This window comes from Streptomyces sp. TS71-3 (assembly GCF_018327685.1).
Taxonomy (GTDB): domain Bacteria; phylum Actinomycetota; class Actinomycetes; order Streptomycetales; family Streptomycetaceae; genus Streptomyces.
Map to the genome: position 1 here is coordinate 1,079,084 of NZ_BNEL01000003.1, position 13,333 is coordinate 1,092,416.

The following is a 13,333-nucleotide window of genomic DNA, read 5'->3' on the forward strand; positions in this document are numbered from 1 at the left end:
GTCACTGTGCGCTCGCTCGGGTCGGTGGGGTGGGGACGGTGACGGGACGGGGCGGGGTGCCGGACACGGCGTCCGGGGCGGGTGCGCGGTGGACGGTGACGCGGTAGGCGTCGGAGGCAGATGCAGAGGGTGCGCCGGTCGCGAGGACGTCGACCCAGTCGCCGCCCGGATGCCCGCAGCGCCGCTCGCAACCGGACCAGTACACGGGCAGGTGGCGCTCCGCGGCCGGGACCGCGGCGTCGGCCGGGGTGACGGCCGAACCGTCCGCGCCCCCCGGCACCCGGGCCCCGGACGCCACGGCGGCCGCCGCGTCGGACCGCACGTCGGTGCGGGACTTGGCGCAGCCCGGCAGGCCGGTGCACGTGCCGGCGCCGTACCAGGGGGAGTCGGCGCGGGTGACGAACCCGGCGCGTTCCAGTTCCGCCAGCCGCCCTTCCGCGCCGGCCGCCGGGCACCCGGGCAGCACGATCCCCCGCCACGGCGTGAGCCGCAGCTCCCCGCCCGGCAGCGGCAGCAGCGCCCGCCACTGCGCCACGGAGAGCCGCCCGAGCCGGGGGAACACGGAGAGGACGGCGGTGCCGTCGGGCGCGGGCAGCAGTCCGGGCGCGGGGCCCGCCGCGGGTGCTCCCGGCTCGGACGGCACACCGGCCTCGTCGCAGGAGAGCCCCGCGCGCCGCAGCGCGGCGCCCAGGTCGGGAACGTGACCGGAGGGCAGCTCGCCCACCCGCCAGGCGCCGGTGCCGGCCGCTCGCGCCGCGTCGAGGAACGCCCCGGCGGCGGCGAGCGCGGCACGGGGAACGTCGGAGGTGGCGAGAGCGACCCGCTGCCCGGCCACGCACAGCACGGCCCGCCCGCCCGGCGCGGCCGCCGCCGTCACGTCGCCGCCGAGGCCGCTGACGTCGCCGCGGCCGTCGTCGAGCACGAACAGGAAGCGCCCCGAGAGCTCCGCCGTCCACTCCTGCCCGCACAGCAGCGCGTCGAGCTCCGCGGCCCAGGACCGGGCGTCGGCGTGGCCGCGGCCGTCCAGGCCGGAGAGCGGGCCTGCGACGATGTTGCGGACCCGCTCGTGCCGGTACGAGGGCAGCAGGCCCGCGCCGGTGAGCAGCGCGGTCCACTCGGGGGCGTCGCGCTCGGCGAGGCCGCGGATCTCCACGTTGCCGCGCGAGGTGATGCCGAGGCGGCCGTCCCCCAGGCGCTCCGCGGCGTCCCCGAGCAGCTCGGCCTGCCTGCCCGTCAACACGCCGCCGGGCACCCGGATGCGGGCCACCCGGCCGTCCTCGGCGCGGTGCAGCCTGAGCGCGCCCGGGCAGGCGTCGGGGGTCGACCTGGTGGGTGGGGGCATGTCGGCGAGCATACCTACGGGCTTCGGCCGATATGTACGGCACCGTTCGGGGCGGCGGATCGCGGGCAGCGGAACCCCGGAGCAGGACCGCGCGCCACGACGCGCGGAACGGGAGCGGGGGCGCCCCGGCCCGCTACCGTTCCACGTCTACGGGACGACCCGGCAGAAGGGCGAAGGACGAAGGACGGCCGGAGGACCAAGGACAGGAGGAGTCCACATGCCAGAGCACGGCGCCGAGAAGACCGGCACCGCCACCCCGCTGACGCTGGAGGACCGCTTGGCCATCACCGAGCTGATCTCGCTGCACGGCCACCTGGTGGACGACGGCCACCTGGACCGGTTCGGCGAGCTGTTCACCGCGGAGGCCCTCTACGACCTGACGGAGTTCGACCAGGGCCGCCTGGCGGGTGTCGCCGCGATCCGCGAGGCGGCTCTCGCGCTGGGCGCCGCCAACCCGGTGGCGCACCACGTCACGAATGTCGTCGTCGGCGACCGGGCGGACGGGGCCGGATGCGTCCGGGTCCGCTCCAAGGGCCTCGGGATCACCGCGGAGGGCGTCTGCGGTTCCGTCTCGTACGAGGACGTCGTGGTCCGCACCCCCGACGGCTGGCGCATCCGCTACCGCAAGGTGTGCCCGCGCCGCGTCCCGCTGAACGGCGCGGTCCCGGGGGCCTGAGGGGGCGGCCCCGCCCGCCCCAAGGGACGTGCCCCTGCCGGGACACCCCCGCCGAAGCCACCGACCGAAGCCCCGGCCGAGGGCCGCGGGGGCCGGGGATCCCAGCCTTGAAATCCCGCGTGCCCGGTGCGGTCAGGAAGCAGGGCTGCACCTGACCGGCCCCGCGAGGCGCCCGATGCTCGAAAGGGGTCCGTGGCGTGCGCTCTGACGACGAACCGGTGTTCATGCGGGACAGGTCGCGGACGAACCACTGGGTGTACAACCCGCGCAGTCCCGTGGGCCGCGTCCTGATCGCGGTGACCCTCGTCGGCATCGCGGTGGTGCTGCTCCTCATGGCCAACCATGCCGGCCCGTTCGCATACCCGGACCCCGCTCCGACGCACCGGAGCCCGTCGCCCGACCTCTCACGCCGGCTCCCGGCGGCGGAGCCGCCGACGGCCCCGGGCGGGCATAGTGCAAGGACCCTGTAGGGGAGGTCCTCCACATGGAGGTCTTTGCGGACACGACCCGGCCGACGCGCACGCCGAACAGGGCCTGTCCTCCCGCTGGTCGACCACTTCCCGGCCGGCGCGGCCAGGACGGTGCCTGGCAAAGGTGAGGTCCCCGATCGCGCGGATCGGGAACCTCACCGTACGAGCCCGGCCGCAGGGGGTCGGGGCCGGGCAGATGTCACGGCACCGGGTGTCGGGTGCCCGTTTACGCGGCCGGAGCGAGTTCGGCGCGGCCGAAGAGCAACGCGTAGCCGGTGGGGAGCTGGTGGAGGATGCGAGTGATCAGCTCGGGGCCGGCATGGGCTGTGACGGCGGCGAGAACGGAGCCGGTGTTCCAGCGGGTGGTGGCCAGGGAGGCGCCGGAGCGGGCGGCGAGGTCCTTGACGAATGCCCAGCCGCTCAGCGGCTGGGTGTCGGGGGACGGTGAGGCCAGGATGCGCGCGGCTTCCAGGGGCAGGCGGGCGGCCAGGTCGACGCGTTCGTCGCCGGTCAGCTGGCGGCCGAGCCCCGCCAGGACCAGGCGGACGACCTCGTCGGCTCGCTCCCGGGTGGGGTAGGCGCCCTCGTAGCGGACCTTCTCCAGCATCTGCTCGTACGCCGTCGAGTACGGCTGCTGGTGGTCAAGCGGTACGCGCACGTCGGTGCTCACTGCGGTGCATGCCTTTCATCAGAGCCAGGATGGGGTGGTGCCCGGGGGTGCGGAGGGCGGGATGCAGGGGGAGACCGGGTGCCCGTCCTCCGCACCCGTCCGGCCGGTGTCAGCCGGAGATCTCCTTGCGGCCGGAGCCGACGCCGATGGAGATCTTGCGGGGCTTGGCGCGCTCGGCGATCGGGATGCGCAGGGTGAGCACGCCCGCGTCGTAGTCGGCCTGGATACGCTCGGTGTCGAGGGTGTCGGCGAGCACGATCTGGCGGGAGAAGACCCCCAGCGGCCGCTCGGACAGTTCCACCTTCGCGTCGTCGGCCTTCGCCGCCGGACGCCGTTCGGCCCTGACGGTCAGCATGTTCCGCTCGACGTCGACGTCGATCGCGTCCGCGCTCACGCCGGGGAGGTCGAAGGCCACCACGTACTCGTCGCCCTCGCGGTAGGCGTCCATCGGCATCGCCGACGGCCTCGACCAGGTGCCCGGGCCCATCAGCTGCTGCGTCAGCCGGTCCAGCTCACGGAAGGGATCAGTGCGCATCAACATCGTGAAAACACCTCCAGCAGGTTCAGGCAGTTGCTGCCAATGCGCTTCACCGACACCGTTGTAACATGTCATCCAATGGATGACAAACACGATGTCGTCAAAACGATGACAGCATGAGGGAGGTGCCCATGCCCGCAGCAGACCAGCCGTCCACAAGCAGCAGCGACGCCCACAGCCCGGCGTCGTTCCTCGCCGCCGCGGCGGCCCTCACCGCCATCAACGACACCCTGCACACGGCCCAGCACGAGACCCCTGACAGCCCCAGCACCGAGCCGGGTCCGGAGCAGGCCCTGGCCTCCCTGCTGCTGCTGCGGCACGTGCGCGAACAACTCGCCGGATGGGAGACCGGCCTGATCGAAACCGCCCGCGACGCAGGCGCCAGCTGGGCCGACCTCGCCCACCCCCTCGGCGTCACCAGCCGCCAGGCCGCCGAACGCCGCTACCTGCGCGGCCGCCCCGGCCCCGCCGGCACCACCGGCGAACAACGCGTCACCGCCACCCGCCAGGCCCGCGCCGCCAGGCGCACCACCGCCACCTGGGCCCGCCACAACGCCGCCGACCTGCGCCGCCTCGCCGGCCGGATCACCGCCCTCACCGACCTGCCCACAGCCGCCCGCCGCCCGCTCGGCGAGCTCCACGCGGCCCTCGCCCACAACGATCCCGCCGACCTCATCGCCCCCCTGGCCGCCACCCGACCCCACCTGGCCGCCACCCACCCCGACCTCGCCGCCCAACTCGACAACCTCACTCCCCCCTGACCCACCCGGCGTCCGGCGACACCAGCCCGGTCAGCCTCTGCCCCGGGCGGCCAGTCGTCGGTACGGGTCCAGCCGGGCGGTGTCGTCGACAGCGAGCAGGCCTGACAGCAGCGGCTCCTGGCGGAGCGTGAGAGCTGACCGCACCAGCCAGTTCGCTGTGCACTTCAGCGACGTCGGTGCGCGGAAGTCCGCCCCGGTCGGCCAACGACCGAACTCCTCTGCGGACACGACCTAGGGGGTCCGGAACTCAGCGAGGCTTCCCGGGTACAGGTACGTGTCGGGCGGCACCGTCGTGCCATGCGCCCACGCCGCGAAGAACCCGCCGAGGTCCGTGCCGGACACCTCGGACGCGAGCCGTTCGAAATCGGGCCAGGACGCGTTGCCGTAGCGGTACCGGGAGGTCCAGCCCTTGAGGGTCGCGAAGAAATCCGCATCGCCCACGGTGCGCCGCAGCGCGTGCATCATCAGCGAGCCCTTGTCGTAGAGGGCAGGATCCAACTCGTGGCCCGCACCGGCGTCGTAGAGCGGGACGTTCCAGAAGGACGGATCGTCGAGGTTGTCCTTGAGGACGGCCTCGTAGAAGTCGGCGTCGAGATCCATCCCCTCGTGCTCGTTCCAGAGCTGGTTCGCGTACTGCGCCACGCACTCGGCGATGCACCCGTCGCGCCAGTCACTGAACGAGACGCTGTCGCCGAACCACTGGTGGGTGATCTCGTGGGCCATCGAGGCGTCGAACATGCCGCCGCTGTAGGTGGGCCGGCCCTGCGTCTCCAGGTCTATCGGCGCGTTCGGATCGCTGAGGCCGCTGACCACGATGCCGCCGGCGGAGTCGAAGGGGTAGGGCCCGAACTCCGAGGAGAGGAAGGAGATCACCTCGGCCTGTAGCTTCGGCGTCCCGGGATCGACGAGCGCGCCCGGGCTGTAGGCGTCGACGACGGGTGTCCCGTCGGCCAGCGAGTACCTCTGGACCGTGAACCTGTCGATCGCGACCGTCGCGAGGTACGTGGCCATGGGCCGGTCCTCGGACCACCGGTACGTGGTGAGCCCGCCGTCGACCGTGGTCGGCCCCGGCCTGCCGTTGCCGATCGCCGTCCAGCCCGTGGGGACGGTGGCGGTCAGGGCGAAGGTCGCCTTGTCGGAGGGGTGGTCGTTGCCCGGGAACCACGAACTCGCCCCGTGCGGCTCGCCCAGCGCGTCGGCGCCGCCGTCCTGAAGGGTATGCCAGCCCTCGGCGTCGGGCTTGCCGGAGTAGCGGACGCGGACGGTGAACTCCTGGCCGCGGCGCAGCCGCCCGGAGGGCGTGACGACCAGCTCGTGGTCGCCCGCGCGCTCCACCGCCCGCGCCGGGTGCCCGTCGACGAGGACCTCGGCGACCTTCAAGCCCTTGAGGTCGAGGTCGAAACGGTCCAGGTCGTCGGTGGCCAGCGCCGAGACGGTCGTGTCGCCGTCCAGGTGGCCGGGGTGTGCGGGGTCGTAGCCGAGACGGACGTCGTAGTGCGTCACGTCGTAACCGGAGTTGCCGTCGTCGGGGAAGTACGGATCACCGGCGCCAGGGCCCCCGATGACCGCCGCGGCGGGCACGCCCCCCAGCAGGAGGGCGCCGACCGCGGCCAGCGGAACGGCGGCGATGCCGAGGCCGCGGGCACGGCGGGCACCGCGGGCGCGGCGGGCGCGGTCGGTCCGGCAGGCGGGGTCGGCCCGGCGGATCCCAGGCACGGTCGTCCTCCCCGGCGGTGGCGTTCGACCAGACTTCATACGGGGCCCTTCTCGTGGTCAGAGCGGTCGCGCACGACAATGGCGCCTCCATGTCAGCGAGCTGTCAGCATGCTGTTCGGCCCCGGTAAGGGCGGGACGAAGAGGCCGCGCGACGGACCCGGCCGCAGGGTCGCGAGTACGGCGGTGAGGGTGCGGGCCGGGAAGAGCCCACCGCAGGTGCCCCGGCGCCCCGTACCATTCGGGTGACCGAGACGGCGCGGGCCCTTGATGAGGGTCCGAGGGAGGAAGCCGGTGTGAATCCGGCGCGGTCCCGCCACTGTGAGCGCGGTCCGGGGTGACCCCGGGCCGGGTGAGTCAGGAACTCCCGCCGTCCTCACGACCACCCGGGGCGTGGACACCCCGAGGAAGGCCCCGCATGATCCTGCTGCTGTCGACCTCCGACACGGACCTGCTCAGCGCCCGCGCCGCCGCCGGCCCCGTCCCGTACCGGTACGCGAACCCGACCCGGCTGCCCCTCGGTGACCTGCCCGCCCTCCTGGACGGCGCCGACCTCGTGGTCGTCCGCCTCCTCGGCGGCATCCGCGCCTGGCAGGACGGGCTCGACCTGCTCCTCGGCGCGGGCGGCGCGGACTCCGGCGCGGAGGGGGACGCCGTCCGCCGGCTCCCCGTCGTCGTCCTCACCGGCGAGCAGGCCCCGGACGCCCAGCTCATGGCCGCCTCCACGGTTCCCATCGGCATCGCGGCCGAGGCGCACGCCTACCTCGCGCACGGCGGCCCGGGCAACCTGGAGCAGCTGGCCCGGTTCCTCTCCGACACCGTCCTGCTCACCGGCCACGGCTTCGAACCGCCCGCGCCCGCCCCCACCTGGGGCCCGCTGGAGCGCACGCCCCGCACCCCCGGCACCCCGGCGACCGGAACCGCCCCGTCGACCGGAACCGGAGCGGCCCCCGCCCCCACCGTCGCCGTCCTCTACTACCGCGCCCACCACATGAGCGGCAACACCGCCTTCGTCGAGGCGCTGTGCACCGCGATCGAGGACGCCGGCGCCCGCCCCCTCCCCCGTTACGTCGCCTCCCTGCGCTCCCCGGAACCGGAGCTCATCGACGAGCTGCGAGCCGCCGACGCCATCGTCACGACCGTGCTCGCCGCCGGCGGCAGCAGGCCCGCCGAGGCGCAGGCGGGAGGGGACGATGACGCGTGGGACGCGGGCGCGCTGGCCGGTCTTGACGTGCCGGTCCTCCAGGCGCTCTGCCTGACGAGCCCGCGGGAAGCGTGGGAGGAGAACGACGAAGGGGTCTCCCCGCTCGACGCGGCGAGCCAGATCGCGGTGCCCGAGTTCGACGGGCGGCTGATCACGGTGCCGTTCTCGTTCAAGGAGATCGACGAGGACGGGCTGCCGTCGTACGTCGCCGACCCGGAGCGCGCCGCGCGGGTCGCCGGGATCGCCGTGCGGCACGCGCGCCTCGCGCACATCCCGGCGGCGGACAAGCGCCTCGCGCTGGTCCTGTCGGCGTACCCGACGAAGCACTCCCGGATCGGCAACGCCGTCGGCCTCGACACCCCGGCCTCCGCGGTCGCGCTGCTGCGCAGGCTGGTGGAGGACGGGTACGATCTCGGCGAGCCGGACCCAGAGACGGGCGCCCCCGCCGTGCCGGGGCTCGCCTCCGGCGACGGAGACGAGCTGATCCGGGCACTGATCGACGCGGGCGGCCACGACCAGGACTGGCTGACGGAGGAGCAGCTGGCCCGCAACCCCGTCCGCATCCCGGCCGCCGACTACCGGCGCTGGTACGCCACGCTCCCCGAGGAGCTGCGCGGCGCGGTGGAGCGGCACTGGGGGCCGCCGCCGGGGGAGATGTTCGTCGACCGCAGCCGGGCCGGGGCGGACGGCGCGGACGGCGCCGGGGACATCGTGCTGGCCGCACTGCGGCACGGCAACGTCCTCATCCTGATCCAGCCGCCCCGCGGCTTCGGCGAGAACCCCATCGCGATCTACCACGACCCCGACCTGCCGCCCTCGCACCACTACCTGGCCGCCTACCGGTGGCTCGGAGCGCGCGCCGCGGACGGCGGCTTCGGCGCCGACGCCGTGATCCACCTGGGCAAGCACGGCAACCTGGAGTGGCTGCCCGGCAAGAACGCGGGCCTGTCCGCGGCGTGCGCGCCGGACGCCGCGCTCGGCGACCTGCCGCTCGTCTACCCGTTCCTGGTGAACGACCCGGGCGAGGGCACCCAGGCCAAGCGCCGCGCGCACGCCACCCTCGTCGACCACCTCGTGCCGCCGATGGCCCGCGCGGACTCCTACGGCGACATCGCCCGCCTGGAACAGCTCCTCGACGAGCACGCGCAGATCGCCGCGATGGACCCGGCGAAGCTGCCCGCGATCCGCGCCCAGATATGGACCCTGATCCAGGCCGCCCGCCTCGACCACGACCTGGGCCTCGTGGACCGCCCGGACGACGAGGGCTTCGACGACCTGATCCTGCACGTGGACGGCTGGCTCTGCGAGATCAAGGACGCGCAGATCCGCGACGGCCTGCACGTGCTGGGCGCGCCGCCGGCCGGCGCCGACCGGGTCAACCTGGTGCTCGCGATCCTGCGGGCCCGGCAGATCTGGGGCGGCAGCGAGGCACTTGTCGGCCTGCGGGAGGCGCTCGGCCTCGACGAGTCCGCGGCGACCCGCGGCGCGGCCGACGCCGCCGAGGAGCGTGCCCGCGCGCTCGTCCAGGCGATGGAGGACGCGGGCTGGGACGAGGCGGCCGTCCCCGGGGTGTCCGCGGGCCAACCGGCGGCCGTCGCGGGCATCCTGCTCTTCGCGGCCCGCGAGGTGGTGCCCCGGCTCGCCGCCACCACCGACGAACTGGACCGCACCCTGCACGCCCTGAACGGCGGCTTCGTGCCCGCGGGCCCCTCAGGCTCGCCGCTGCGCGGCCTGGTGAACGTGCTCCCGACGGGCCGCAACTTCTACTCCGTCGACCCGAAGGCGGTCCCGTCCCGCCTCGCGTGGGAGACCGGCCAGGCCCTCGCGGACTCCCTCCTGGAGCGCTACCGCGCCGACCACGGCGGCGCCTGGCCGACGTCGGTGGGCCTGTCGCTCTGGGGCACCAGCGCGATGCGCACCGCGGGCGACGACGTCGCGGAGGCGCTGGCGCTGCTCGGGGTGCGCCCGGTGTGGGACGACGCGTCGCGGCGGGTCACCGGCCTGGAGCCGGTGCCGCTCGCCGACCTCGGCCGCCCCCGCATCGACGTCACCCTGCGCATCTCGGGCTTCTTCCGGGACGCGTTCCCGGGCACCGTCGCCGTCCTCGACGACGCGGTACGGCTGGCGGCCTCCCTCGACGAGCCGGACGAGCAGAACCACGTGCGCGCCCACACCCGCGCCGACCTGGCGGCAGGCGTCGACGAACGGCGCGCCACCACCCGCATCTTCGGCTCCCGCCCCGGCACGTACGGCGCGGGCCTGCTCCAGCTCATCGACTCCCGCGACTGGCGCACGGACGCGGACCTCGCCGAGGTCTACACCGTGTGGGGCGGCTACGCGTACGGCCGCGGGCTCGAAGGGCGCCCGGCGCGCACCGAGATGGAGTCGGCGTACCGGCGGATCGCGGTGGCCGCGAAGAACACCGACACCCGCGAGCACGACATCGCCGACTCCGACGACTACTTCCAGTACCACGGCGGCATGGTCGCCGCCGTCCGCGCGCTCACCGGCGACGCCCCCGAGGCGTACATCGGCGACTCCACCCGCCCCGAGACGGTGCGCACCCGCACCCTCACCGAGGAGACCTCGCGGGTATTCCGCGCCCGGGTGGTCAACCCGAAGTGGATCGAGGCGATGCGCCGGCACGGCTACAAGGGCGCCTTCGAGCTGGCCGCCACCGTCGACTACCTCTTCGGCTACGACGCGACGACGGGCGTGGTCGCCGACTGGATGTACGACAAGCTCACCGAGACGTACGTCCTGGACCCGGAGAACCGCGCGTTCCTCCAGGACGCCAACCCCTGGGCCCTGCACGGCATCGCGGAACGCCTCCTGGAGGCAGAGTCCCGCGGCATGTGGTCCAAGCCGGACCCGGCGGTCCTCGCGGCCCTCCGGGAGGCGTTCCTGGAGGCGGAGGCGTCACTGGAGGAGGGCACGGAGGACGCGGAGGGGGCCGGGGGCTCGTAGGACGGGTGAGCGCGGAGGGCTTGGGCGACTGCCCGAGCCGGGCTCCGAGCTGGGCTGCCTGAGCCGGACTGTCCGACCCGGCGGATACCTTCCCTCTCAGATGGTGCGACGGGCCGGCGCGGGCCGGCCCGTTGAGTCGCCGTGCGCACTGAGGGAGAGATCGTGTTGAAGAGCTTGCCGCAGACGGACGAAACCCTGCTGATCCGCACCGACTTCTCCGACGAGGCGGCCTGGCAGGCGCTGCGGACGGCGGTCGAGACGCCGAGCGAGGACGACTTCCTCGCGTACGTCCACGTCGTGGACGATCCCGACCACGGCGACCTGACCGCGGAGCAGCTCCTCGCGCTGGCGCCCGACAAGCGCCTGCTGATCGTCGCCGACAGGACCGCCCTCACGGCGCCGGGGATGCCGCTGCTCACCGTGCTGCGGTACTGGGACGAGGACGAAGGGGAGGGGGATCACGGCGAGCTGCGCGTCATAGCCGAGGAGCTGTGGTCGATCGAGAACAACATCTCCCTGGCCAACATGGACTGGAGCGAGTTCGTCGACGCCGCGGAGGAGGACGGCGTCTTCCGCGGGTTCTGACCCCGGGACCGACACCCGCACCCGGGACCGGCAACCCGCACCCGGGACCGGCAACCCGTCACCCGGGACCGACTCCCGCAGCCGGGACCGGCCCCCTCACTGCTGCCCGGCCCCCTCACTCGAAGAGGACGCGGAGAGCCGACCGGACGTCGTCCGAGCCGAGGGCGTCGGTGCCGTCCACGAACTGCTCGACGCCCCCGGTGGCGGGCAGCCGGCGCACGGCCGGGTCCACGATGCCGTCCGCCAGCGCCGCCCGGAACCGTCCCGCGTCCAGTACCTGGAACGGCCGGTCGTGGAAGGGGCGGACGGCGGGGTCGAGCGGTGCGGTGAGCCCGAGCGCGTTGTGCGCGCGGGCCACCGTCTCGTAGGCCCGGCACAGGTGCGCCTCCCGCGCCTGCCACTCGGCGGCGGCGAGCACGGCCGTCAGGTCGGCGGTGAGCCGGGGCGCGGCGGCGGTGCGGGCGAAGGCGCTGCCCAGCCACTTGCCGTAGGGCGGGTAGCGGCGGTCCATCAGCAGGCAGAGCCGCATCAGGTCGCGGACCAGCCGGGCCGCGACGACGGCCGAGCCGAGCTCGTCGCCGACCTCGCCGCACCGGCCGACGAACGCCTCCTCCTGCGCTATCCGCTGCCACTGGCAGGCCAGCAGGTACCGCCAGACGTCCTCGGGATACCAGGCGAGCGCGGCACGCGCAGGCTCCAGCTCGCCGAGCCCGTCGTGGAACACCGCCCCGCCCGTCACCTCGGCGAGCCGCTGGGCGGGCGTGGTCAGCCACTCCGCCAGGCCGATCGGCTCGCGCGGGTCGAAGCCGAGCGCGCCGGTGAGCCAGTCGCCGGGGGAGACGATGTCCACCCGGTGCTGGACGGGCCCGTCCGTCATCCGCATGACCCGGACATGCGCCTCCTCGGTGGCGCCGAAGTGCGTCGGATAGCCGCGGATCGTCTTCGGCAGCCGCTCGGAGAGCACCGCCGACAGCCGCGCCCCGTGCGCGTCCACATCCTGTGGACGGAGGAAGACCTGCAGCCGCGGCCCCCAGTCGTGGTCCGCCGACCGCTCCGTGTCGAAGCCCAGCACGTCGGACCCGGTGCCGAGCCGCGCCGCCGAGTGCACGAGCCCCGGCACGGCCTCGTCCAGCAGCGGGCGGACGGCCTCGGCGTAGAAGGCGCGGGAGAGTTCGAGCCCGGGGAGGAACGCCGGCCGCGCGGGCCGGGGAGTGTCCGTCATGCGGGCAGGGTGCCCGAGCCGGGTGGCCGGGGACCACGCGTTTTCGGTGCGCCGCCGGCCCCGCGGCTCAGCTCGTCAGCACCGCCTTCATCACCGACCCGTCCGCGACCGCCGCCAGCGCGCGGGCGTGCTCGGCCAGCGGGAACGCCGTGACCAGGCCGGCGAGGTCGAAGCGGGCGGTGAGCGCGGGCAGGAGCCGTACGTACTCCACCAGGTGCGCGCCGGAGAAGGCCCAGGAGCCGATCACGTCGAGCTGGCGGTGGACGATCTGGTGCGGGTTGAGCACGGTGTCGCCGGCGTCGGTGTACTGGCCGATCACCAGGTACGCGCCGCCGCGCCTGGCCAGCGTGATCCCCTGGGCGACGGCCGCCGGGACGCCCGCGCACTCGATCACCAGGTCGGCGCCGGCGCCCCCGGTGGCCGCGCGCGCCTCGGCGAGGACGGCGTCGGGGTCGTTGTCATCGACGATGTTCAGGTGGACGTCGCCGATGCCGGCCGCGGCGGCGACCCGGAGCCGCTGGGCCGGGCCGCCGACGATGATCACCCGCCCCGCGCCGGAGAGCTGCGCGCACGCCGCGGCGGCCAGCCCCACAGGACCGCTGCCCTGCACCACCACGGTCTCCCCCAGCCGCACCGGGCGCCGCTCGTACAGGGCGTGCACGACGGTGGGCCCCGCGCAGGCCAGCGCCATCGCGGCGAGCGGCGGCACGTCGCCGGGGGCGCGGACCAGTGTCGTTCCGCCTTGCAGCACGATGTGGTCGGCCCAGGAGCCGGAGAGGGCGGGGCCGTCGGCGATCGAGCGGTTGACGCCGTAGGTGCGGCGGTTCTCGCAGAGCGTCGGCTCGCGGTGCAGCCGGCACGGCGGGCACTCGCCGCACGCGATCGACGACGCCCACATCACCGCGTCGCCCTCGCTCAGCCGCGCGCCCGTCGCGTCGTGCGTCAGCCCGAACCCCAGCTCGCGCACGGTGCCCAGTCCCTCGTGGCCGAGCACGAGCGGGGTGGGCACGGGCAGGTGCCCCTGCTGCAGATGCAGATCGGTCCCGCACACCCCGCCGTACCCGGGGGCCACCACGGCACCCCCGGGCGGCGCCTCGGGCACCGGGAACTCCCGCAGCACGGTGGGCTGCCCCACCTCGTCCAGTACGACGGCCCGCCCCATGACACGCTCTTCGGCACTCATGG

General features: G+C 74.5%; 12 protein-coding genes and 1 riboswitch. Of the genes, 5 read left to right on the forward strand and 7 right to left on the reverse strand.

Going from position 1 to position 13,333, the window contains the following annotated elements:
* Position 1: 1 nt before the first annotated feature.
* A complete protein-coding gene (locus tag Sm713_RS28985; RefSeq protein WP_249416762.1) occupies positions 2–1,342 on the reverse strand; it encodes a cobalamin biosynthesis protein CobG in 1,341 nt (446 codons plus the stop codon).
* A gap of 217 nt (positions 1,343–1,559) precedes the next feature.
* Here Sm713_RS28985 and Sm713_RS28990 point away from each other — a divergent pair, with 217 nt between their 5' ends.
* Complete coding sequence (locus tag Sm713_RS28990) at positions 1,560–2,018, forward strand: nuclear transport factor 2 family protein (protein ID WP_212912959.1); 459 nt, start codon at positions 1,560–1,562, stop codon at positions 2,016–2,018.
* Between the two features lie 197 nt (positions 2,019–2,215).
* Complete coding sequence (locus Sm713_RS28995; protein ID WP_212912960.1) at positions 2,216–2,488, forward strand: hypothetical protein; 273 nt, start codon at positions 2,216–2,218, stop codon at positions 2,486–2,488.
* A 226-nt stretch (positions 2,489–2,714) separates the two neighbouring features.
* Here the strand turns inward: Sm713_RS28995 and Sm713_RS29000 are convergent, their stop codons facing one another.
* Both Sm713_RS29000 and Sm713_RS29005 read right to left on the reverse strand, forming a co-directional pair.
* Positions 2,715–3,158 carry a DUF2267 domain-containing protein gene (locus Sm713_RS29000; RefSeq protein ID WP_212912961.1) on the reverse strand — a complete coding sequence of 148 codons (444 nt, stop codon included), beginning with the start codon at positions 3,156–3,158 and terminating at the stop codon, positions 2,715–2,717.
* Positions 3,159–3,267: 109 nt separating this feature from the next.
* Positions 3,268–3,699, reverse strand: a complete 432-nt coding sequence (locus Sm713_RS29005; RefSeq protein ID WP_212912962.1) for an Hsp20/alpha crystallin family protein — start codon at positions 3,697–3,699, stop codon at positions 3,268–3,270.
* Between the two features lie 128 nt (positions 3,700–3,827).
* Here Sm713_RS29005 and Sm713_RS29010 point away from each other — a divergent pair, with 128 nt between their 5' ends.
* The gene (locus Sm713_RS29010; RefSeq protein WP_212912963.1) at positions 3,828–4,457 is read left to right on the forward strand and encodes a type III effector protein; all 630 of its coding nucleotides are present in this window, start codon (positions 3,828–3,830) and stop codon (positions 4,455–4,457) included.
* A 30-nt stretch (positions 4,458–4,487) separates the two neighbouring features.
* On the opposite strand, the gene Sm713_RS29015 is transcribed toward Sm713_RS29010, so the two are convergent.
* Positions 4,488–4,685 carry a hypothetical protein gene (locus Sm713_RS29015; protein WP_212912964.1) on the reverse strand — a complete coding sequence of 66 codons (198 nt, stop codon included), beginning with the start codon at positions 4,683–4,685 and terminating at the stop codon, positions 4,488–4,490.
* Between the two features lie 3 nt (positions 4,686–4,688).
* Entirely contained in the window at positions 4,689–6,173 is a 1,485-nt protein-coding gene (locus Sm713_RS29020; RefSeq protein ID WP_249416763.1) for a M1 family metallopeptidase, read from the reverse strand.
* Positions 6,174–6,410: 237 nt separating this feature from the next.
* Positions 6,411–6,558, forward strand: a riboswitch (cobalamin riboswitch).
* Between the two features lie 30 nt (positions 6,559–6,588).
* On the opposite strand from Sm713_RS29020, the gene cobN reads away from it, so the two are divergent.
* A complete protein-coding gene (cobN, locus tag Sm713_RS29025) occupies positions 6,589–10,341 on the forward strand; it encodes a cobaltochelatase subunit CobN (protein WP_212912966.1) in 3,753 nt (1,250 codons plus the stop codon).
* A 162-nt stretch (positions 10,342–10,503) separates the two neighbouring features.
* On the forward strand, positions 10,504–10,926 hold the full coding sequence (locus Sm713_RS29030; RefSeq protein WP_212912967.1) for a hypothetical protein: 423 nt from the start codon (positions 10,504–10,506) through the stop codon (positions 10,924–10,926).
* 115 nt (positions 10,927–11,041) lie between these two features.
* Here the strand turns inward: Sm713_RS29030 and Sm713_RS29035 are convergent, their stop codons facing one another.
* Together Sm713_RS29035 and Sm713_RS29040 are read right to left on the reverse strand one after the other, a co-directional pair.
* Positions 11,042–12,148: a DUF4037 domain-containing protein gene (locus Sm713_RS29035; RefSeq protein ID WP_212912968.1), complete on the reverse strand. Its 1,107-nt coding sequence runs from the start codon at positions 12,146–12,148 to the stop codon at positions 11,042–11,044.
* Between the two features lie 67 nt (positions 12,149–12,215).
* Positions 12,216–13,331, reverse strand: coding sequence for a zinc-binding dehydrogenase (locus Sm713_RS29040; RefSeq protein WP_212912969.1), 1,116 nt, complete (start codon positions 13,329–13,331; stop codon positions 12,216–12,218).
* Positions 13,332–13,333: the final 2 nt, after the last annotated feature.

Excerpts from the sequence above, each read along its gene's own strand:
- Sm713_RS28985 (WP_249416762.1), bottom strand. The coding sequence starts at position 1,342 with ATGCCCCCACCCACCAGGTCGACCCCCGACGCCTGCCCGGGCGCGCTC.
- Sm713_RS28990 (WP_212912959.1), top strand. The coding sequence starts at position 1,560 with ATGCCAGAGCACGGCGCCGAGAAGACCGGCACCGCCACCCCGCTGACG.
- Sm713_RS29005 (WP_212912962.1), bottom strand. The coding sequence starts at position 3,699 with ATGTTGATGCGCACTGATCCCTTCCGTGAGCTGGACCGGCTGACGCAG.
- Sm713_RS29010 (WP_212912963.1), top strand. The coding sequence starts at position 3,828 with ATGCCCGCAGCAGACCAGCCGTCCACAAGCAGCAGCGACGCCCACAGC.
- cobN (WP_212912966.1), top strand. The coding sequence starts at position 6,589 with ATGATCCTGCTGCTGTCGACCTCCGACACGGACCTGCTCAGCGCCCGC.
- Sm713_RS29035 (WP_212912968.1), bottom strand. The coding sequence starts at position 12,148 with ATGACGGACACTCCCCGGCCCGCGCGGCCGGCGTTCCTCCCCGGGCTC.
- Sm713_RS29040 (WP_212912969.1), bottom strand. The coding sequence starts at position 13,331 with ATGAGTGCCGAAGAGCGTGTCATGGGGCGGGCCGTCGTACTGGACGAG.